Here is a 20,418-nt window from a genome sequence, read left to right as displayed (position 1 = left end):
TCGTGGCGAGCACGCCGCGACGCCGATGTCCACCCCTGGGGTAAGGGGGATACATAAGTCGTGGCGCGCGGAGTCCACGAAGCCGCTCAGGTTCCCCCACCCGCACCGCCACGCAGGTGGATTCTCGATGTAACACCTGAAGGATTCCCCTACTCGTTACCTGGGCAATCCCGATGTCGCGCTGCGTGGCCGCTGCTTAGCGTCGGATCGCAACGTGACGACAGGAGCGTGCCATGTCCCAGGGATTCGCCGGCGACGCGGCGTGGGAGGCCGTGCTGGCCGAGCTCACCGAGCGCCGCGAGGAGTTCCACGCGCAGTCCTACGTACCTCCCGACTTCGTCGCCCGGCTCAAGGAGCTCGGCCTGTTCCGCGCCTCCACCCCGGCGAGGTTCGGCGGTGAGCCGATGCCGCCGCCGGAGTTCCTGCGCGGCGTCGAGCGCATCGCGTCGGTGGACGGGTCGACCGGGTGGGTGGCCGGTTTCGGCTCGGCCGGGACGTACCTGGCGTGCCTGCCGCTCGACACCCAGGCCGAGCTCTACGCCGACGGGCCCGACGTGGTGTACGGGGGCGCGATGTTCCCGGTCAACCCGGTCACCCCGACCGAGCGCGGATACCTGGTCAAGGGGCGGTGGCGGTTCGCCAGCGGCTGCATGGCCGCCGACGTCCTCAGCGTCGGCATCCCCGGTGACGCCGATGGCGACAACCGGCCGCGCGCGGCGATGCTGCGGCCCGAGCAGGTCGAGATCGTGCAGGACTGGGACGTCTCGGGGATGCGGGCGTCGGGCTCGTTCGACGTGGTCGTCGACGACGTCGAGGTGCCGCACGAGTGGACGTTCATCCGCGGTGGCGGGGCGTGCGTGGACGAACCGCTCTACCGCTACCCCACCATCGGCTACCAGGCGCAGGTGCACGCCGCCGTGGGTCTCGGGGTGGCGCGGGCCGCCCTGGACTTCGCCTCCCGGGCGGGTTCCCGCACCGGTGTCACCGGGGCTCCACCGCTGGCCGACCGCGCCTACTACCGCACCGGGTACGCCCAGGCCGTGGCCGCGATGCGCTCGGCGAGGGCGTTCTACTACGAGGTCGCCGAGGAGGTCTGGGACGCGGTGGCCGCAGGCGGCGAGGTCAGCGACGAGCACAACGCGCTGGTCAGGCTCTCGGCCACCCACCTGGCCGCGACGGCGGCGCAGGTCGTGCACGAGGTGTGCGGTTTCTCCGGGACCTCCACCATCGACAACTCCCACCCGCTGCAACGCATGCGCCAGGACTCGCAGGTGCCCGCGCTGCACGCGTTCCTGATGCCCTCGATGTACGACGCCGCGGGCGCCGTGCTGCTGGGCAGGCCGCCGACCGTCCCCGGTTTCCGCTGATCCCGCCACGACACAGGAGTTCCCATGGCCAATCCGCCACTGCGCGTGCTGTTCTGCATCGGCATCAACCAGAACTTCTTCGACCTCCCGCGCGACGGGGTCACCGCCGGCGACGTGTGGACGGCGTTCGTCGAGATGATGGACGGCATCAAGGCGCTGCCCGGGGTCGACTTCATCGGCGACATCGACGACGACAGCCACCTGGTCGGGCCGTCCGATTCGTGGCCGTGGACCTGCTACCTGCTGGCCGACGTCGACACCCAGGAGACCGTCAAGGCCGCCTGCGACCTCTTCCGGACCGTCCAGGTAGGACGGTCGGACTGGAAGCTGTGGAAGTACGCCAAGATCGAGGCCCGGATCGGCCGGGCTCTCACGCCGCGCGAGTACTGAGGTGAGACGATGCACTCCGAGATCACCGCGAGCAACGTCCACGACCTCGCACCCGCCGACCTCGTCGCACCCGACCGGGTCGCGGGCCGGATCTACACCGACCCGGAGATCTTCGAACTGGAGATGACCCGGATCTTCGAGCGGACCTGGGTGTGGGTCGCCCACGACAGCGAACTGCCCGAGCCGGGCACCTTCAAGTCGACCCACGTCGGCAGGCAGCCGGTCATCGTCACCCGGGACCGGCACGGCGAGGTCCGAACGATGCTCAACCGATGCCGCCACCGGGGCGCGAGCCTGTGCGAGCGGAAGACCGGACGCGCCAACGGTTTCACCTGCCCCTACCACGCCTGGTCCTACGGCCTGGACGGCTCGCTGCGCGGCCTCCCCTACCCCGACGGCTACAACGGGGTGATGGACCGCAGCGGGATGGGGCTCAAGCGGCTGCGCACCGAGTCCTGCGGCGGGATGATCTTCGCGACGTTCGCCGACGACGCCGAACCGCTCGCCGAGTTCCTCGGCGATGCGCGGACGTGGATCGACCGGTTCATGAAGCAGGGCGGAGGGTACCCGGTGAAAGTGCTCGGAACGCACCGGTTCCGGTTCAGGGGGAACTGGAAGATCCAGCTGGAGAACACCACCGACGGCTACCACTTCCCGATCGTGCACCGGTCCTGGATGGCCTCGGTGGACGCCGAGACCGCGAACATGATGAGCTTCATGACCGATCCCGCGGCCATCACGCACGACCTCGGCAACGGGCACTCGGTCATGCAGATGGTGCCCGAGCACTCCGATCTCGACGCCGACGACGGCACCGAGAAGCTCCAGGACCGCTTCGGCTGCCTCATCTCCCAGCTGGAGTCGGCGGGCGTCGACCAGGCCGAGATCCGGCGGCTCGTGCGGGCGATGCACGGGACCGGGTTCAACCTCAACCTGTTCCCGAACGTGTCGATGTCGATCTCGTTCTTCCGAGTGCTGCGCCCGATCAGCGTCGGCGAGACCGAGATCGAGCACATCGCGATCGGCCCGGACGGTCCGGCGGAGATCACCGGCCCGGTCAACCGCGAGCGGCTGCGCGCCCACGAGCACTTCCAGGGCCCGTTCGGGTTCGGCACGCCGGACGACGCCGAGGGCTGGGACCGCGTGCAGCGCGGCACCGCGGGCGCGCCGGAGATGCCGATCATGGTCAACCGCGGGCTGGGGCGCGAGAAGCCCTCGCCGGAGGGCTGGCCGACCTCGCACGTCACCGACGAGACCGGCATGCGCGCCGCCTACGAGAAGTGGAAGCAGGTGATGGGCGATGACTGATCTGCCGACCTCGACGACGCTCGGCGACGTGCGCGTGTCGCGCGCGATCGAGCTGGTGTGGCGGGAGGCCGACCTGCTCGACCGCAAGGACTACGTCACCTGGCAGGGGCTCTACGCCGACGACGGCGTCTACGTCATCCCGATCGACCGCGACGCCGAGGAGTTCGACGACGTCCTCAACATGGTCTACGACGACCAGCGGATGCGGCGGCTGCGGGTGAACCGGATGACCGAGGGGTACGCGATCGCCGCCGTCGACTCGGCGATCACGGTGCGCACGGTCTCCCGCTTCGTGACCACCGAGGTGTCCGACTCGGAGGTGTCGTTGCGCGCCGCGCAGGTGCTGGTGGCCTACAAGCGGGGCACCCACGACCTGTGGGCCGCCGACGTCGACTACACCGTCCGGCTGGGCACCGCGCCCGCCGGGGACGCCCTCGTGCGCAAGGTGGTCCGGCTGGTCAACAGCGAGGACGCGGTGCCGGCGGCGGGGTTCCTGCTGTGACCGCCGTGGTCACCGGAGGCGCCAACGGGCTGGGCCAGGCCATCGCCCGACGCCTGCACGCGGAGGGTCAGCCGGTGGCGGTCGCCGACGTCGACGGCACCGGGGCGGTGGAGCTGGCCACCGCGCTGGATCCCAGCGGTGAGACCGCGCGCGGGTACTCCGCCGACGTGGCCGACCGGGCCGCGCTCACCGGCCTCCTGGACTCGGTGCTCGCGGACTTCGGGCCGGTGCGGGTGCTGGTGAACAACGCGGCCCGCACCCGGGCCACGCCGCTGTTCGAGATCACCCCGGAGGAGCTGGAGGCGGTGATGGCCGTCAACTTCACCGGAACCTTCAACGCCTGCCAGATCTTCGGCGCGCACATGGCCGAGCAGGGCTACGGCCGGATCGTGAACATGGCCTCGCTGGCCGGGCAGAACGGCGGCACCGCCACGGGCGGCCACTACGCCTCGTCGAAGGGCGCGGTCATGTCGGCCACGAAGGTCTTCGCCCGCGAGCTCGCCGCCCGGGGCGTGACGGTCAACGCCGTCTCCCCCGGCCCCCAGGACTCCCCGATGGTCCGCGACATCGTCGGCGAGCAGAACCTGGAGGCGTTCCAGCGCAACATCCCGGTGGGCCGGCTCGGCGACCCGGCGTTCGTCGCCGACGTGGTGGCCCTGCTCGCCTCACCGGGTGCGCACTCGGTCACCGGCGCGTGCTGGGACGTCAACGGAGGCCTGTTCATGCGGTGAACCGGACGGACTTCCGCGTGATCGGTGGCCCCTTGTCCCCGCGCCCGGCGTCGCTTAGCGTTCCACCGGCCGAACCGGGCGCGAGAGAGGAGCGACGTGGGTGCAGCGGATCGGGACATGCGGGCGGAAGTGCTCATCGACGCCCGCCCGGAGCACGTCTGGCAGCTGCTGACGCGGACCAGGACCCACGCGGACGCCAGTCCGGAGCTCGTGGCGATGCTGCCGCTCAAGCCCGGTGGATTCCGCCGCGGGCAGTGGTTCCTCGGCGTGAACCGGCGCAAGGCGGCGGTGTGGCCGACCCGCAACGTCGTGACGGTCTTCGAGCCGCAGCGGCGGCTGGCGTGGGACACCACGACCAGCGGTGCCCGCTGGATCTTCAAGCTGGAACCCACCGACTCCGGAACCCGGCTGGTCCAGCACCGGGTCCTCACCCGAGCACTGCCGAAGATCAGCACCGCGTTCGCCACCATCGCGCTCGGCGGCGAATCCGAGCAGGCCGACGAGCTCGAAGCCGGAATGCTGGAAACACTGCACCACATCAAGGCAGCGGCCGAGTCATAAAGGGCTGCTCATGAGTGCGGCGATGTTTCAAGTGTGGGACTCAGCCCGCACCGCCGCGGGTTCTGAGCGGCTTCGTGGCGAGTACGCCGGGACGCCGATGTCCACCCCCTGGGCAAGCGGGAATGCATCAGGAGTGGCGCACGGAGTCCACGGAACCGCTCAGGTTCTGCCACCCGCACCGCCAAGCAAAGCGATCTCTCAACAGGTCCCGACGTAGACGGTGTTGGCTGATGTGCCGCCGGTGTAGTGGTTGTCGAAGCGGACGACGTGGGCGGTGACGTCGTCGAAGACCTCGGCGAGGTCGCGGGTGAAGCCGTCCTCGGGCGGATCGTCGGACCACAGCGCGAAGACGCCGCCCGGACGCAGGTGCGCGGCCATCTTCCGCAGACCGTCGGGGGCGTAGAAACCGGCGTGCCCGCTGTCGAGCACGTTCTGCGGGGAGTGGTCGATGTCGAGCAGGATCGCGTCGAACCGCCGACCGTCGTCGAAGCCCTCGGGTGATGCGGCGAGCGCGAAGAAGTCCCCGTGCACGAACCGGTTTCGCGGATCTCCGGTCAGCTCGGGCGCGAGCGGGAGCAGTCCGCGCTGGTGCCACTCGATGACCTCGCCGAGCCCTTCCACGACCAGCAGCGACCGCACGCGCCGGTCCTCCAGCGCGGCCCGCGCGGTGTAGCCCAGTCCGAGGCCGCCGACCACGACGTCGAGGTCCGACCCGGACGACTTCGCCAGGCCCAGCCGCGCGAGTTCGACTTCGGCGACGGTGAACAGGCTCGACATGAGGTACTCGTCGTCGAGCTTGACCTCGAAGACGTCCACGTCGAGCACCGGGTCCCGGCGTCTCCGCAGGCTGATCGCACCGATCGGCGTCTCCTGCCAATCGAGCTCCTCGAACCGCACACCCACAGCGCCACCTCTCCCGAAAACGTCGACCCTACCCGCCACCTGGCTCGACACCCCACAACCGGTCCCATCGGGACCGGGATGGCGTTTTCAACGGATGCCGCAACGTTCGAACGTCGGGCGGCTTCCTCCGCAACGAATGCGGCTTCTCTGTACACGGTTGCCTCGCTAACGTTGCCCGCCGAGCGCGGTGTGACAGCTCACGTCGAACCGGGCGCATCGTGGCGTCCACAGTGGAGGAATTCGTGGTGGAGGACGCTCTCGCGCGGTCGCGCGGACCGAGGAACGGCGTGGGGGCGCAGCTCATGCGGCGCAAACCCATCGAGGACCTCGTCGCCGACAGCGGGCAGGGTCAGGGCGGGTCGTTGCGGCGTTCGCTGGGGCTGTGGCAGCTGACCATGCTCAGCGTCGGTGCCACGCTGGGCACCGGGATCTTCGTGGTGCTGGGCGAGGCCGTGCCGCTGGCCGGACCGGGCGTGGCGCTGGCGTTCGCCATCGCCGGTGCCACCGCGCTGCTCTCGGCGCTGTCCTACGCCGAGCTCGCGGGCATGATCCCGGTCGCCGGATCGTCCTACTCCTACGCCTACGCGACGATGGGCGAGCTGGCCGCCTGGGTGTGCGGCTGGTGCCTGATGCTGGAGTACGGAGTCTCGGTGGCGGCTGTCGCCGTCGGCTGGGGGCAGTACGTCAACGAGCTCCTGCAACTGGTGGCGGGCGTGTCGCTGCCCGAATCGCTGAGCTCACCACCGGGCGACGGCGGAATCCTCAACGTGCCCGCCGCGGTCGTGGTGGTCCTGGCGATGGTGGCGCTGCTGGGCGGCGCGCGGGAGAGCGCGCGGATCAACACCGCGATGGTGCTGATCAAGACGGCGACGCTGGTGCTGTTCTGCGCGCTGGCGTTCACCGCCGTGCAGGACGGCAACTTCTCGCCGCTGCTGCCGCTGGGCATGGGTGGGGTGAGCGCGGCGGCCGGGAAGCTGTTCTTCTCCTACATCGGCTTCGACGCCGCCTCCACCGCCGGTTCGGAGGCCCGCGACCCGCAGCGCGACCTGCCGCGCGCGATCATGCTGTCGCTGGTGCTGGTCACGGTGCTGTACTGCCTGGTCGCGCTGGCCGCTGTCGGCGCGATGCACTGGACGCTGTTCGAGGGGACCGAGGCGGCGCTGAGCAAGGTGCTCGGCGGCACGACGGGGTCGATCCTGCTGTCGGCGGGTGCGATCGTGGCGGTGGCCAGCGTGGTCCTCACGGTCCTGTACGGGCAGACCCGGATCCTGTTCTCGATGTCGCGGGACGGGCTGGTCCCTCCCCTGTTCTCCCGGGTCGACGAGCGGACCGGCGTCCCGCGGGCGAACACCGTGCTGGTGTCGTGCTTCATCGCGGTGCTCTCCGCGGTGGTTCCGCTGGGTGAGCTCGCCGACGCCACCAGCATCGGGACCCTGTTCGCGTTCGCGCTGGTCAACCTGGCGGTCGTGGTCCTGCGACGGCGCAACCCGGAGCTGCCGCGCTCGTTCCGGGCGCCGCTCGTCCCGCTGGTCCCGCTGCTGGGCGTGCTGTCCTGCTGCTACCTGATGCTGAGCCTGGGCGCGGCGACCTGGGTGGCCTTCGGCATCTGGATGCTGGCCGGACTGGCGGTCTACTTCGCTTACGGGCGGCGGCGCTCTAGTCTGTCGGATTGATGCTCACCGTCGCACTGGACCAGGGTCCGATCGAACGCCACGCTCCGCAGGCGGCGCTGTCGCGCCTCGACGAGGTCGCGCGCCGCGCCGCAGCCGGAGGCGCCCGGCTGCTGGTGTGCCCGGAGATGTCGGTGACCGGCTACAACATCGGCGCCGACATCGAGCGGCTCGCCGAGCCCGCCGACGGACCGGTCGGCCTGCGCGTCCGCCGCATCGCCGCCGAGCACGGGATCGGGATCGTCTACGGCAACCCCGAACGCGACGGCGACGCCGTTCACAACACGTCGTTCCTCGTCTCGGCGACCGGCGAGCTGCTCGCCGCCTACCGCAAGACCCACCTCTGGGGTCCGATGGAGCAGGAGCACTTCCGGCCCGGTGACGCACCGGTCGTGCAGGCCGACTTCGACGGCATCCGCATCGGCCTGCTGATCTGCTACGACATCGAGTTCCCCGAACCCGCGCGCGCCCACGCGCTGGCGGGCACGGAGTTCCTGGTGGTGCCGACGGCGCTGCTGCCGCCGGAGGACGTCGTGGCCGAAACCCTGGTCCCGGCACGGGCTTACGAGAACCAGATGCACGTCGCCTACGTCGACCGCTGCGGGAGCGAGGACGAGCTCAGCTACCTCGGCAAGACGTGCCTGATCGCCCCGGACGGCACCGAACTCGCCCGCGCGGGCAGCGGCGAGGAACTGCTCTTCGCCCGCGTCGACCCGGCGGCCACCACCGCCGCCAGGCGGGTCAACACCCAGCTCGCCGAACGCCGTCCCGACCTCTACGCGAGTCTGACCGAAGCGCCCTGACGGGTTCGGCTCGGGGTGATCGTCAGGGAGATGCCCGATGTTCGCCGCTGGCGCGCGGTCCAGTGTTGATCGCGTGGACCGCGTCGCGGTCCGCGGAACCAGTTGGCACCGGAGGAGAATCCTTGACCGAAACACCGGAGAGCAACGTCGCTCCGCCGCGCGGAGCGCGTGCCGTCGTCCAGGTGACGCCGAATCCCGTGACCGAGCCGAACCAGGAGGTGACCATCACCGGCGACTGCGGCGGCGGAACCGGACTGCGGAACGTTCACGCGGGTCTCACCGAGAACCCGGTGCTCGTGGACGTCACGATCGTCGACGCCGGACCCGACCGCTTCGAGGCGAAAGCCCGGTTGCGCGACGGGATCGGCCACGGCGCCGGCCCGGTCGTGGTCGACTGCGGTGGCGAGCTCGGAAGCACCATCCTCGTCACCCGGGTCAAGCGCGACGGCTGACCGACGGGTGGGGCCGACCGGCCCCACCCCCTCCGCCTCATCGCGACCGGGCCATGCCCGCGATCGCGATGTGGGCGTTGTCCGCGGCGTCGCGAGCCTCGGCGAGGTGGGCTCGGGCGCGGTCCAGCCACTGGTTCGCGGTGAGGGCGGATTCGACGGGGTCACCGGTGAAGGGGCCTTCGACGTTGGTGAGCTCACCCGCGCACGCGCGATCCACGAGCCCGTCACCGAAGCTGCCGAGCGCGGCGTCGAGCGAGGTCAGGAGCTGGCGCAGGGCGCCGAGCGTCCAGTAGACGTCCTCGCCCAGGGCGTTCGCGCCCGTCTGCCGCGCCGCGATGAGCAGGGTGTCCCGAGCCGCGCGGTACGCCTGGTCGGGCTGTTGTGGCTTCACGAGGACCCAGTGTTCACCGGATTCGACATCAGCGAAAGTTACTTGTTCTGGAGCACTGCGTTAGCCTGGCTGAATGCCCTTGGACCCGCGCCGCCTCCTGCTCCTGCGCACCGTTCGCCGGACCGGGAGCGTGCTGGCCGCCGCCCGGCTGCTGCACCTGACCCCCTCCGGGGTGTCGCAGCACCTCACCAAGCTGGAGACCGAGCTGGGCATCGACCTGGTGGACCGCGAGCAGCGCGGCGGTGGCAGGACCATCCGGTTCACCCCGGCGGGCAACGCGCTCGCCGATCACGCCGGCCGGGTCGCCGAGGCGCTGTCCGAGGCGGAGCGGGACATGGAGCAGTTCCGCGAGGGGCCTGCGGGCCCGCTGCGGATCGGGGGTTTCTCGGTGGCGATCAGCGAACTGGGAGCGCCGGTGGCCATGCGGATGGCGGCGGCGAACCCCGCGCTGGACCCGCACGTCTACGAGATCTCCGAGTCCGAGCGGCTGCACGCGCTCGCCACCGGTGAACTGGACCTGATCCTCAGCGAACGCCCCGGCGCCGACGGACCGGAGCGGCCTCCCGGCGTCGTCGAGGTGGACCTGATGCGGGATCCGTTCCGCGTCGTCGTGCCCGCCACGTGGCCGTCGGACGCCGAGCCGGCGACGCTGCTCGCGCGGCGGTGGATCACCACGTCCTTCGGCCCCGCGACCCGCCGCCACCTGGAACGGATGTGCCGCGAGCACGGGCTCGAACTGGACTCCTACGACATCGGCACCGGCACGGCGCCGACGCTGCTCGGGCTGGTGGCGCACGGGCTGGGCGCGACGATCATCCCGTCGCTGACGCTGCGCCAGAACCCCTCGCCGAAGGTGCGGCTCAGCAACGCCATCGCCGATCCCGGGTCCCGCGTGCTCACCTGCCTGCACCGGGAGAACGCACCGGCGATCGTGCACCACGTGATCAACGAGCTCCGCCGCTACGCGGCCACCGAGTTGCAGCACGTACCGTCGGGGTGAAGGACGAAAGCGGACGAAGGGCAACGGCTTGCGCAAGGTCAAGGACCTCACCGGACCGGGAATCACCGACCACCTGGGCATCGGCGGCACCGATCTGGGGGTCACCGCGGTCGCACCCGACGGCCGGCTGGTGGCGGTCTTCGGCGACACCTTCGACCGCGCCGGGGTCGGCGGACCGGGCTGGCGCTCGCCGGTCGTGGTCTTCGGCGACGCCGCCAGCGCGCTGTCCGGCATCCGGTGGACGGGCTCGTACGGACCGCGCAGCGACTACGCCGACCAGGCCCTGCCCTACGACCACGACTCGGTCATCCACGGGCGCCAGGTCAGCACCGTGCTGCCCACCGACCTCATCACCATCGGCGGCGAGATGTTCCTGCACGTGATGGTGTGCCAGGGGCTCGGCAACGTGCACTGGACGGAGATCCACCGCTCGACCGACAACGGCGAGACCTGGGAGCACACCGGGGCCACCTGGCCCGGCGACGCGCACGGCGGCCTGTTCCAGATGCTGACCTGGGAGCTCGGCGACGACGGGTTCGTCTACGCCTTCTCCACCGGTTTCCAGCGCGACAAGGGCCTGATCCTGCAGCGCGTGCCCGCCGGGAGGATCACCGATCCCGGTGCGTGGCAGGGCTGGGGCTTCCGGGACGGCCAGTGGGCGTGGCACAACCCGCCGACGGTGGCGCTCACCGGTTCCTACGGCGAGCTGTGCCTGCGGAAGGTCGAGAACCGCTGGCTCCTGGCGCTTTTCAACGCGGGCGACTACCGGGTGGACGTCCTCAACATCGACGAGCCGACGGCGAACCTCTACGAGGCGATCCGCGGCACGGTCCTGCACGGCTGCGCGTGGGGCTGCGAGGACCACGGCGCCGGTCACGTCGCCCAGCTCTACGGCGGCTACATCGTCCCCGGATCCACCCTCGACGACCTGCACCTGGTCGTCAGCCAGTGGAACACCGAGCGCAACTGGCCGTACCGGGCGATGCAGTTCGCCGGGACCGCACCGCGTCCCGGCGACCGGCCGCTGCCGCCTCCCCCGCCGCCGGGCGAGTCCGGGGGCGTGCTGCGCGGTGCGGCGAAGCTGGCGCGGAGGTTCCTGAGCTGAGTGAGTTGGCACACCGGACCCGCAGAGGTTACTGGCGGGTAATATACGCTCTCGGGTCATGAGCTCCCAGACTCCGACCTACGCGCTCTGGAACAAGGCCTCCCGGGTCTTCGGCGGCCGCGGACTGTTCTCGCTGAGCGTGGCCCTCAAGGCGCCCTACTTCCGGACGATCCTGCCGATGATCCAGGAGATGAAGCCCGGTCGCTGCGTGGTCACCTCGCCGAAGTGGTGGGGCGTGCACAACCACATCGGCACCTACCACGCCATCGCCGCCTGCAACCTCGCCGAGGTCGCGATGGGCATGGTCGCCGAAGCCACCGTGCCCACCTCGCACCGCTGGCTGCCGAAGAAGATGAACGTCGAGTACCTCGCCAAGGCCGAGACGAGCCTGCGCGCGGTCGCGGAGCTCGACGGCATCCCGGAGTTCGGCGACGAGGGCCAGGAGATCGACGTCCCGGTCAACGTCTACGACAAGAAGGACCAGGTCGTCGTCCGCGCCACCATCACCATCTGGGTCACCCGCAAGAAGAAGTGAGACGTGGCCGTGATCGGGGCATCTCGCAGGCGATGTCCCGCTTTCGGCCCGGCGCCGGTCCGCCTCGGAGTACCGTTCGTCGAGATGTTTCGGCGGGGAGGCGGCCTTGGCAGATCGCGGTAGGAGGCGGTGGCCGTGGGCAGCGGCCGCCGCGGTGTCGGTGCTGGTCCTGGTCTTCGGCGGGTGGTGGCTGACCGGCCAGGTGAGCGCCTTCAGCCGCAGGCCGCTGTCCGATCAGGACAGTCTCGCCAGCGTGACGAGCATGGTCATCGGTGCGGCGGCGCTGCTGGTGGCGTTGGCATCGCTGGTCGTGGCGGTGCTGCAGCTGCGGCGGGACCGGCAGTCGGCGGAGTCCGGCGGGTCGCTCCAGATCGGGACGGCGAAGGACGGCGGGCGGCTGTTCATGGTCGCCGACGGCGACGTGCACGTCCACGAAGCCGACGAGCACCGGCAGGATCCGGCGTGACCGGCGAGAAACCGGCTGTGCACCAGGAAGTCCGCGTCGAGGGCGGGTTCGGTTACGGCGTGATCGGTGCGGACCTGCACGTGTTCGCCGACCGCGGGCCGGTCTACGTGCTGGAGGAGTTCCGGCCACCGGCCGAAGCCGACGCCGCGTGGCTGGTGGAGATGCCCAGCCGGATGCTCAACGCACGTCACGAGGTCGTCGAGTTCACCGGTCGCCAGGACGAGCTGGACCGGTTGCGCCAGTGGCGCGACGCGGGACCCCGGCTGGCCGCTCGCTGGCTGCACGCACCGGGCGGGCAGGGCAAGACCAGGCTGGCCGCCCGCTTCGCGGCCGACTCGATCGCCGCCGGCTGGAAGGTCGTCACCGCCACGCACGGGCCGGGCACCGTGCTGCCACCACCCGGCAGCCAAGACCTGCGAACCGACGGGCGTGCCGGGCTGCTGCTCATCGTCGACTACGCCGACCGCTGGCCGCTGACCCACCTGACCTGGTTGCTCAGCAACGCCGTCCTGCACCAGAGCGCCGTTCCCGCGAGGGTTCTGCTGCTGGCCCGCAGCGGGGACGGCTGGCCGGCGGTGCGGGCCGCGCTGGCCAACCACCAAGCCGGTACGTCCGCGCAGCGCCTGCCGGAACTGCCCGATGACACCGGTCAGCGAGCGGACATGTTCCACGCGGCGCGCGACGGTTTCGCCCGGCGCTACGGCATCGACGACGCGGTGGGCATCCAGCCACCAGGACCGCTGGACGATCCCGACTTCGGGCTGACGCTGGCCGTGCACGTGGCGGCGCTGGTCGCGGTCGACGCGCACGTGGCGGGCCGCAGGCCACCCGCCGACATGGCGAGCCTGACCACCTACCTGCTGGACCGCGAGCACCTGCACTGGGCGAACCTCTTCGAAGGACGGGGTTCTCGCACTCCACCGGCGGTGATGAACCGGACCGTGTTCACCGCCGCGCTCACCGGTCCGAGCCCGCGATCACCGGCGAGAGCGGTGCTGGAGTCGCTGGACGTCGGGCTGCCCGCCGAGCAGGTCCTCGACGACCACTCGCTGTGCTATCCACCTGCCGGGCCCGCGGCCTCGGTGCTGGAACCGCTCTACCCCGACCGGCTCGCCGAGGACTTCCTGGCCCTGACCTTGCCCGGTCACGCCGCGGACTACCCGTCGCAGCACTGGGCGGGGCCCACCACCGCCACCCTGCTCGCCGACACCGAGGCCGAACGGCTCGCGCGCGGCATGACCTTCCTCGCCGCCGCCGCGCAGCGCTGGCCGCACGTCGGCCCGGACCACCTGTACCCGCTGCTGCGGAAGGCGCCCCGCTCGGCGGTCGAGGCCGGTGGCGCGGTGCTGAGCGCGCTGGCGGACCTCGACGACATCGCGCCGGAACTGCTCGAAGCGATCGCGGCGCACTTCCCGGACGGGAGGCGGGCCGATCTCGACGTGGGCACGGCGGCGATCACCGTTCGGCTCGCGCCGCACCGGCTGCTGCGCGCCAGCGGGCCGGTCGAGGAGTTCGACGTGCACACCGAGGTCGGTAGGCAGCTCGCCAACGCCGGTCGCCACCAGCAGGAACTCGGAGCTCGGGAGCAGGCGGTCGCGGCGGCGCGGCGCGTGGCCGACGGCGCCGCAGGTCCGCGACAGCGTCTCGTCGCCGATCGGGCGCTGGCGAAGTCGCTGCGGGAGCTGAGCCGCTGCCTGCACCCCCTGCAGCGCGACGGCGAAGCGCTCGACGCGGGTGCGGAAGCCGTCGCCGCCGCCCGCCGGGTCGCCGCTGTGGCGCCCGGCTCGTACGACGCCGAGCTGGGCCACTCCGTCTACGTCCACGCCAAGGCGCTGTCGAACCTGGGACGGCGCCGCGAAGCGCTGGACGCGCTGCGGGAGGCCGTGGAGATCTTCCGGCGGCTGGCGCGGCGGGATCGCCGCTACGAGAAGGACTTCGCGGTCCACCTGACCGCGCTCGGGGCGAGCCTGACCGATGCCGCGCGGCTTCCGGAAGCCGTCGAGGTCAGCGTGGAGGCGGTCGACATCATGCGGCGCCTGGTCGGCGAGGACCCCGCCGCGCACGAGATCGACTTCGCGGAACTCCTCCTGCACTGCGGGAACCGGCTGAGCCAAGCGGGACGCGGCGATGAAGCGGTGGGGGTCGCGGGCGAGTCGGTGGAGATCTACCGCAGGCTGGCGCGGCTGAACCCCGCGGCCTACGAACCGCTGCTCGCCAGGGCGCTGCAATCGCAGGGCCCCTGCCTGGCCAAGGCGGGCCGCTCGCCCGAAGCGCTCGCCGCGCTGGAGGAGTCGGTCGCGGTGCTGATGCGGCTCGCGCGCACCGCGCCCGCCTCCTACGAGCCGCGACTGATCGAATCCTCGCTCGTGCTGGCCGGTTTCCTGCACTTCGACGGTCAGCACGAGCGGGCGCTGGCCATGCAGCACGAGCAGCTGTCGGCCTACCGGCGGCTCGTGCGGGGTGATCCCGACGTGCACGAGCACAAGTTCATGGTGCTGCTGCTGAGCTTCGCGACGCAGAGCGCCGAACTTCCCGGTGGAACCGACCGGGCGCTGGAGGCCGTCGAGGAGGCGATCGAGCTCTACCGGCGCAGACCGGCCGAGGTGCCGGTCCTCTTCCACGGCATGTTCCGGGAGGCCTCGCGCACCGTCGCCGAACACCTCGACCGGCGAGGCCGGGGATCGGAAGCGTCCGAAGTCCGCGCGAAGATCGCAGTTCTGCCGGGCCTTTCAGACACGACGAGACCCCGCCCTTGAGGGACGGGGTCTCGTCGGTGCTACCGGGTCGGACTCAGACCAGGTCGTAGCGGTCGAGGTTCATGACCTTGACCCAGGCCTTGACGAAGTCCTCGACGAACTTCTCCTTGCCGTCGGCCGAGGCGTAGACCTCGGCCAGCACGCGCAGCTCGGAGTTCGAACCGAAGACCAGGTCGGCGCGAGTACCGGTCCAGACGACCGCACCGGAGGCGTCGACGGCCTCGTAGGTGGACTTGTCGTCCGAGGTGGACCGCCACGTGTAGGCCATGTCGAGCAGGTTCACGAAGAAGTCGTTGCTCAGCACGCCCGGCTTGTCGGTGAACACGCCGTGGTTCGAACCGTCGTAGTTCGCACCCAGCACGCGCAGACCACCGATGAGAACCGTCAGCTCCGGGGCGCTCAGGGTGAGCAGGTTGGCCCGGTCGATGAGGCTGTACTCGGCGGGAAGCTCCGCGGCCTTGCTGGAGTAGTTGCGGAAACCGTCGGCGATGGGCTCCAGCGCGTCGAAGGAGTCCGCGTCGGTGTGCTGCTCACCGGCGTCGACACGGCCCTGGGTGAAGGGCACCTCGATGCTGGAACCGGCGTCGGCGGCGGCCTTCTCGATGGCGGCGGAACCGCCGAGCACGATCAGGTCGGCCAGCGAGACCTTCTTGCCGAAGGACTGCTGCACGCCTTCCAGGGCCGAGAGCACGGTGGCAAGCTGGTCCGGGTTGTTGACCTCCCAGTTCCGCTGCGGCTCCAGGCGGATGCGAGCACCGTTGGCGCCGCCCCGCTTGTCGCTGCCGCGGAAGGTCGAAGCCGAGGCCCACGCGGTGGACACCAGCTGCGACACGGACAGGCCGGTCTCCAGGATCTTGGCCTTGAGCGACTTGACGTCCTCATCGGACAGGGTGTCGTTGTCGTTGGCCGGCAACGGGTCCTGCCAGATCAGGTCCTCGTCCGGGACCTCCGGGCCGAGGTACAGCGACTTCGGGCCCATGTCGCGGTGGGTCAGCTTGAACCAGGCGCGGGCGAAGGCGTCCGCGAACTGGTCCGGGTTCTCCATGAAGCGACGAGCGATGGGCTCGTAGACCGGGTCGTAGCGCAGCGACAGGTCCGTGGTCAGCATGTTCGGAGCGATCCGCTTGGACGAGTCGTGGGCGTCGGGCACCGTGCCCTCACCCGCGCCGCCCTTCGGACGCCACTGCCAGGCACCGCCCGGACCCTGGAAGACCTCCCACTCGAAGCTGAAGAGGTTCCACAGGAAGTTGGTGCTCCACTGGGTGGGCGTGGAGGTCCAGGTGACCTCCAGACCGCTGGTGATGGTGTCGGCGCCCTTGCCGGTGCCGTAGTTGTTCTTCCAGCCCAGGCCCTGCAGCTCCAGGTCGGCGCCCTCCGGCTCGACCTCCAGGTTGGAGTCGGGGGCGGCACCGTGGGTCTTGCCGAAGGTGTGACCACCGGCGATGAGCGCGACGGTCTCCTCGTCGTTCATCGCCATCCGGCCGAAGGTCTCGCGGATGTCGCGCGCGGCGGCCACCGGGTCGGGTTGACCCTCCGGGCCCTCCGGGTTGACGTAGATCAGACCCATGTGGGTGGCGCCCAGCGGACGCTCCAGCTCGCGCTCGCCCGTCTCGGTCGAGATGCGCTTGTCGCTGCCCAGCCAAGTGGTCTCGGCACCCCAGTAGACGTCGTCCTCGGGCTCCCAGTCGTCGACGCGGCCGCCGCCGAACCCGAAGGTCTTGAAGCCCATCGACTCCAGCGCGACGTTGCCGGTGAGGACCATCAGGTCCGCCCAGGACAGCTTGCGGCCGTACTTCTGCTTGACGGGCCACAGCAGGCGGCGAGCCTTGTCCAGGCTCACGTTGTCCGGCCAGGAGTTCAGCGGGGCGAACCGCTGCTGACCGCCGCCGGCGCCACCGCGGCCGTCGCTGATGCGGTAGGTGCCCGCCGAGTGCCAGGCCATGCGGATCATCAGCGGGCCGTAGTTGCCGAAGTCCGCCGGCCACCAGTCCTTGGAGTCCGTCAGGACGTCCTGGATGTCCTTCTTGACCGCGGCCAGGTCCAGCGTCTTGAACTCGGCGGCGTAGTCGAAGTCCTCGCCCAGCGGGTTCTTGTTCGGGTGCTGCTTGGCGAGGATCTTCAGGTTGAGCCGGTTCGGCCACCAGTCGCGGTTGGCGTCACCCTGGGTGGGGTGAGTCAGGCCCCCGTGCGCGACCGGGCAACCACCGGTTTGGTTCGTCTCTTGGGTGTCAGGGCTGTCAGACACGGGAATCCTTCCGAATTTCAGTGCAGTTCTTCAGCGGATTCGGGGGCGCAGGCTGCGCAGAGCCCCCAGTAGATGACCTCTGCCTCGTCTATGACGAAGCCGTGGGACTCCGACGCCTCCAAGCAAGGCGCGGCGCCCACGGAGCAGTCGACGTCGTGTATTTCGCCGCACGACCGGCACACGACGTGGTGGTGGTTGTCGCCAACCCGCGCCTCGTAGCGGGCCACGGAACCCATCGGCTGGATCCGGCGCACCAGGCCCGCGACGGTGAGCGCGCGCAGGACGTCGTAGACGGCCTGGTGGGACACCTTCGGCAGGTCGTGGCGAACCTGACCGATGATCGAATCGGTGTCGGCGTGCGCGTTTTCGTGCACTGCGGACAGCACTGCCAGGCGAGGTCGCGTCACACGCAGCGCAGCCTCGCGCAACATGCGCTCGTAGTCCGCAGTCGTCGTCACGCCCCGCAGCCTGCCGCATTTTCTTGAACTAATCAAGTCAAAGCGACCCTTCGTCACCATCCCGAGTGATCCGGATCCGCTTCGCCGCACGTGTGATGGGTGCGGAACTCCCCGCGCACGACCATCGACCGGAAGCGAGACATCCGTGCCCGTACCAGGTTTTCCACCGAACGCACTGGACGACGACGGCGATCCGAAGTGGATCACGGAACTGGCCTGCGCGGATCCGAACCACGTCCTGCACGTCGTTCGCGGCCTCGACCCCGAGGCCGCGCTGGAGGCCGTCGGCGCCAAGCCGCACCTCGTCCAGCCCTGCGAGCTGCCCGCCTCCAAGCCCGACGGCTGGACCTCGCTGCCGGGCGCGGCCCTGGGCGTCGAGCCCGGCACCGCTTCCGCGCTGCTGGCCGGGCAGGTCGGTGACTGGACGTTCGTCTACGACGACGCCGGGCACACCTTCGACGAAGCGACCGCAGCGCTGTCGGCGTCCGGGCGCACCGCCGCGACCAGCGTCTTCACCATCAACGCCGACGCGAGCATGACGTACTTCGTCGACGGGGAGGAGCTCGCCTGGATCAACGTCGACGACCTGGTCGAGGAGGACTTGGCGGGGTTCCCCGAGGAGCTGCGGGCCGCGTTCGAGGCGGCGGGGGTCGTCGAGGACGAGGACCTGAAGGCGGGTGAGTTCGACTACGCGGTGACCATGCGCGCGACCTGCGCCCTCGCCGGCCTGACCTTCACCGTCGAGGAACTCCGCGCCCTCCCCCTCATCGGAGCGTCGTTCGGGTGACCCCCGGGCGGTTCTGGTCCGAACCGGCCGGGCAAGACGGATCTCGATCATGGACGGTTCGGACCACGACCGCCCACTGCCCTCGAACGCGATCGCCGGCCCACGGGCCCCGAGCCACCTCACCGGGGGTCACTTCGCTGGGGGTCACTTCGCTGCGGCGGCTTCCAGGGACGGGCGGAACTGGTCGAGGGCGTACGACGGGGAGAGCGGCGACGGGGTGTTGAGGCCCGCGATCGTCGAGTAGGCCGCCGGGGAACGCGGTCGATCGTGGGGGCGGTGCCCGACGGTGACCGGAGCGGCCGTCGCCTCCTCAGCGCCGGCGGCATCCCGCTGGCCGGCGCGCACGCCGCCACGCCCGCCAGGACCAGCACCACCGCGACGAGCACCCCAACCCGATCTCTCACGAGGAGCGAGGCCAGCCCCGCGGAGATCGGGCCGGGAACTCGACGAAGCGAACGTCACCTCCGCCGCAGCCGCACCGGCAGCCCGTCGACCGGAACCGGCAGCGACACGTAGTCCCACTTGACCTCGTAGTCGTCCGGGACGCTCCAGGTGTAGGCGCGCAGCATCTCGTGCAGCAGCAGCTTCACCTCCAGCGTCCCGAAGTGCAGGCCGATGCACTTGTGCGCCCCGCCGCCGAAGGGCATCCAGGCGAAGCGGTGCGACTTGTCCTCCCGGCGGTGCTCGGCGAAGCGCTCCGGGTCGAAGTCGAACGGGTTCGTCCAGTGGTCCGGCGAGAAGTGGTTGACCAGCGGCGAGACGCCGACCATCGTGCCCGCGGGCACGTGGTGGCCCAGCACCTCGGTGTCGCGGACGGTCTCGCGCACCATCGACGGCACCGGGGCCACCAGCCGCAGCGCCTCCTTGATCACCAGGTCCAGCGTTTCGAGCTTCTCCAGGGCCTCGATGTCGGGGATCTCCTCCCCCATCGCCAGCGACTCGGCGCGGGCCCGCTCCTGCCAGTCGGGGTGCTTGGCCAGGTAGTAGGCCACGGCGGAGCTGGTGATGGTGGAGGTGTCGTGGGCGGCCATCATCAGGAAGATCATGTGGTTGATGACGTCGTCGTCGCCGAACCGCTCGCCGTCCTCGCTGCGCGCGTGGCACAGCGCGGAGAACAGGTCGTCGCCCTCGACCGCGCGGGCGGTCCCGATGTTGTCGGCGAAGTAGCGCTCCAGCAGCTTGCGCCCGGCCAGACCGGCCGCCCAGCGCCCGCCCGGGACGGGGTAGCGCACCACGGCGGTGGCCGCGCGCACCGAGTCGACGAAGGCGCGGTTGACGCGGTCGGCTTCCTGACCGCTGCGCCGGTCCATGAACACCCGGGTCGCCACGTCGAGCGTCAGCTGCTTGAGCAGCCAGTACAGCCGGGTCTTGTCCTGCCCGCCCCAGGCGGATACACCTTCGCGCAGCGTCGGGCCCATCTGGTCGACGTAGCCGGTGAGGCGCTGACGGGTGAACGCCTGCTGCATGATGCGCCGGTGCCCGAGGTGCTCCTCGAAGTCCAGCAGCATCAGGCCGCGGTGGAAGAACCTGTCGATGAGCTTGCGCCAACCGCCTTGGGAGAACGCCTTGTCCTTGTTGACCAAGGCGGCGGAGGTGGCTTCCGGACCGCCGAGGGTGACCATGTTCTGGCCGAGCGAGTAGGCCCAGGAGACCGGACCGTAGAGCTCGAACCGGCGCAGCGCGAACGCGGGGCCGTAGCGCATGAAGTCCAGCGAGTGGCCGATCAGCGGTGCTCCGGCGTCGCCGAGCACCGGCTTGAGGCCGCTGCCGGGCGGTGGTGGCGCGAGTTCGGTGACGGGCCACTGCTTTTCGAAGATGCGCTGGTCCACCGAGCGCGGCAGCGGCATCGAGGTGAGCGGCGGTACCCGCCGGCGTATCGCTTCGTTGACCTTCTCCAGCTGGAAAACCATTGCTGCTCCTCCCCCTTTGGAAGAACGGCGTGGTCCTGCCGAGTTTGCGGCCGACCGTCGAGCGACCACCTCCGCCCT

The 20,418-nt window shown here is 70.5% G+C and carries 21 protein-coding genes; 15 read left to right on the top strand and 6 right to left on the bottom strand.

Annotation, left to right across the window (positions count from 1 at the left end; all coding sequences use genetic code 11):
* The first annotated feature begins 233 nt into the window (after positions 1 to 233).
* From AB0J91_RS07700 to AB0J91_RS07675, 6 genes are all read left to right on the top strand, one after another.
* Positions 234 to 1,367 (top strand): acyl-CoA dehydrogenase family protein, encoded by a 1,134-nt coding sequence (locus AB0J91_RS07700; RefSeq protein ID WP_363865180.1) that lies wholly within the window; start codon positions 234 to 236, stop codon positions 1,365 to 1,367.
* Positions 1,368 to 1,391: 24 nt separating this feature from the next.
* Positions 1,392 to 1,757, top strand: a complete 366-nt coding sequence (locus AB0J91_RS07695) for a hypothetical protein (protein WP_363865179.1) — start codon at positions 1,392 to 1,394, stop codon at positions 1,755 to 1,757.
* Between the two features lie 9 nt (positions 1,758 to 1,766).
* A complete protein-coding gene (locus tag AB0J91_RS07690; RefSeq protein WP_363865178.1) occupies positions 1,767 to 3,065 on the top strand; it encodes an aromatic ring-hydroxylating dioxygenase subunit alpha in 1,299 nt (432 codons plus the stop codon).
* Positions 3,058 to 3,567, top strand: coding sequence for an aromatic-ring-hydroxylating dioxygenase subunit beta (locus AB0J91_RS07685; RefSeq protein WP_363865177.1), 510 nt, complete (start codon positions 3,058 to 3,060; stop codon positions 3,565 to 3,567). The genes AB0J91_RS07690 and AB0J91_RS07685 overlap by 8 nt, the downstream gene beginning before the upstream one ends.
* Positions 3,564 to 4,298 (top strand): SDR family oxidoreductase, encoded by a 735-nt coding sequence (locus AB0J91_RS07680; RefSeq protein WP_363865176.1) that lies wholly within the window; start codon positions 3,564 to 3,566, stop codon positions 4,296 to 4,298. The genes AB0J91_RS07685 and AB0J91_RS07680 overlap by 4 nt, the downstream gene beginning before the upstream one ends.
* A 96-nt stretch (positions 4,299 to 4,394) precedes the next feature.
* The gene (locus AB0J91_RS07675; RefSeq protein WP_363865175.1) at positions 4,395 to 4,859 is read left to right on the top strand and encodes an SRPBCC family protein; all 465 of its coding nucleotides are present in this window, start codon (positions 4,395 to 4,397) and stop codon (positions 4,857 to 4,859) included.
* Positions 4,860 to 5,057: 198 nt separating this feature from the next.
* On the opposite strand, the gene AB0J91_RS07670 is transcribed toward AB0J91_RS07675, so the two are convergent.
* On the bottom strand, positions 5,058 to 5,762 hold the full coding sequence (locus AB0J91_RS07670; protein WP_363865174.1) for a spermidine synthase: 705 nt from the start codon (positions 5,760 to 5,762) through the stop codon (positions 5,058 to 5,060).
* A gap of 302 nt (positions 5,763 to 6,064) precedes the next feature.
* On the opposite strand from AB0J91_RS07670, the gene AB0J91_RS07665 reads away from it, so the two are divergent.
* From AB0J91_RS07665 to AB0J91_RS07655, 3 genes are all read left to right on the top strand, one after another.
* A complete protein-coding gene (locus AB0J91_RS07665; RefSeq protein ID WP_363865274.1) occupies positions 6,065 to 7,435 on the top strand; it encodes an amino acid permease in 1,371 nt (456 codons plus the stop codon).
* Complete coding sequence (locus tag AB0J91_RS07660; RefSeq protein WP_363865173.1) at positions 7,435 to 8,235, top strand: carbon-nitrogen hydrolase family protein; 801 nt, start codon at positions 7,435 to 7,437, stop codon at positions 8,233 to 8,235. The genes AB0J91_RS07665 and AB0J91_RS07660 overlap by 1 nt, the downstream gene beginning before the upstream one ends.
* Positions 8,236 to 8,357: 122 nt before the next feature.
* Complete coding sequence (locus AB0J91_RS07655; RefSeq protein WP_363786971.1) at positions 8,358 to 8,687, top strand: hypothetical protein; 330 nt, start codon at positions 8,358 to 8,360, stop codon at positions 8,685 to 8,687.
* A 37-nt stretch (positions 8,688 to 8,724) separates the two neighbouring features.
* Here AB0J91_RS07655 and AB0J91_RS07650 read toward each other — a convergent pair whose 3' ends face one another.
* Positions 8,725 to 9,078, bottom strand: a complete 354-nt coding sequence (locus tag AB0J91_RS07650) for a hypothetical protein (RefSeq protein ID WP_363865172.1) — start codon at positions 9,076 to 9,078, stop codon at positions 8,725 to 8,727.
* A 73-nt stretch (positions 9,079 to 9,151) separates the two neighbouring features.
* Here AB0J91_RS07650 and AB0J91_RS07645 point away from each other — a divergent pair, with 73 nt between their 5' ends.
* From AB0J91_RS07645 to AB0J91_RS07625, 5 genes are all read left to right on the top strand, one after another.
* Positions 9,152 to 10,078 carry a LysR family transcriptional regulator gene (locus tag AB0J91_RS07645; RefSeq protein ID WP_363865171.1) on the top strand — a complete coding sequence of 309 codons (927 nt, stop codon included), beginning with the start codon at positions 9,152 to 9,154 and terminating at the stop codon, positions 10,076 to 10,078.
* A 28-nt stretch (positions 10,079 to 10,106) separates the two neighbouring features.
* Positions 10,107 to 11,183, top strand: coding sequence for a DUF4185 domain-containing protein (locus AB0J91_RS07640; protein WP_363865170.1), 1,077 nt, complete (start codon positions 10,107 to 10,109; stop codon positions 11,181 to 11,183).
* Positions 11,184 to 11,241: 58 nt separating this feature from the next.
* Positions 11,242 to 11,718: a hotdog fold domain-containing protein gene (locus AB0J91_RS07635; protein WP_363865169.1), complete on the top strand. Its 477-nt coding sequence runs from the start codon at positions 11,242 to 11,244 to the stop codon at positions 11,716 to 11,718.
* 106 nt (positions 11,719 to 11,824) lie between these two features.
* The gene (locus AB0J91_RS07630) at positions 11,825 to 12,184 is read left to right on the top strand and encodes a hypothetical protein (protein ID WP_363865168.1); all 360 of its coding nucleotides are present in this window, start codon (positions 11,825 to 11,827) and stop codon (positions 12,182 to 12,184) included.
* Complete coding sequence (locus AB0J91_RS07625) at positions 12,181 to 14,940, top strand: hypothetical protein (protein WP_363865167.1); 2,760 nt, start codon at positions 12,181 to 12,183, stop codon at positions 14,938 to 14,940. Before AB0J91_RS07630 ends, AB0J91_RS07625 begins: the two co-directional genes overlap by 4 nt.
* 34 nt (positions 14,941 to 14,974) lie before the next feature.
* Here AB0J91_RS07625 and katG read toward each other — a convergent pair whose 3' ends face one another.
* Positions 14,975 to 17,185: a catalase/peroxidase HPI gene (gene katG, locus AB0J91_RS07620; protein ID WP_363865166.1), complete on the bottom strand. Its 2,211-nt coding sequence runs from the start codon at positions 17,183 to 17,185 to the stop codon at positions 14,975 to 14,977.
* Positions 17,186 to 17,202: 17 nt separating this feature from the next.
* A complete protein-coding gene (locus AB0J91_RS07615) occupies positions 17,203 to 17,643 on the bottom strand; it encodes a Fur family transcriptional regulator (protein ID WP_363786954.1) in 441 nt (146 codons plus the stop codon).
* A gap of 145 nt (positions 17,644 to 17,788) precedes the next feature.
* Here AB0J91_RS07615 and AB0J91_RS07610 point away from each other — a divergent pair, with 145 nt between their 5' ends.
* The gene (locus tag AB0J91_RS07610; protein ID WP_363865165.1) at positions 17,789 to 18,430 is read left to right on the top strand and encodes a DUF6461 domain-containing protein; all 642 of its coding nucleotides are present in this window, start codon (positions 17,789 to 17,791) and stop codon (positions 18,428 to 18,430) included.
* A 144-nt stretch (positions 18,431 to 18,574) separates the two neighbouring features.
* Here the strand turns inward: AB0J91_RS07610 and AB0J91_RS07605 are convergent, their stop codons facing one another.
* Entirely contained in the window at positions 18,575 to 18,775 is a 201-nt protein-coding gene (locus AB0J91_RS07605; protein WP_363865164.1) for a hypothetical protein, read from the bottom strand.
* Positions 18,776 to 18,888: 113 nt separating this feature from the next.
* Entirely contained in the window at positions 18,889 to 20,340 is a 1,452-nt protein-coding gene (locus AB0J91_RS07600; RefSeq protein WP_363865163.1) for a cytochrome P450, read from the bottom strand.
* Positions 20,341 to 20,418 lie beyond the last annotated feature (78 nt).

The organism is Saccharopolyspora sp. NPDC049357, from assembly GCF_040677225.1.
Lineage (GTDB): Bacteria > Actinomycetota > Actinomycetes > Mycobacteriales > Pseudonocardiaceae > Saccharopolyspora.
This window is presented reverse-complemented; position numbering and strand designations above follow the sequence as displayed.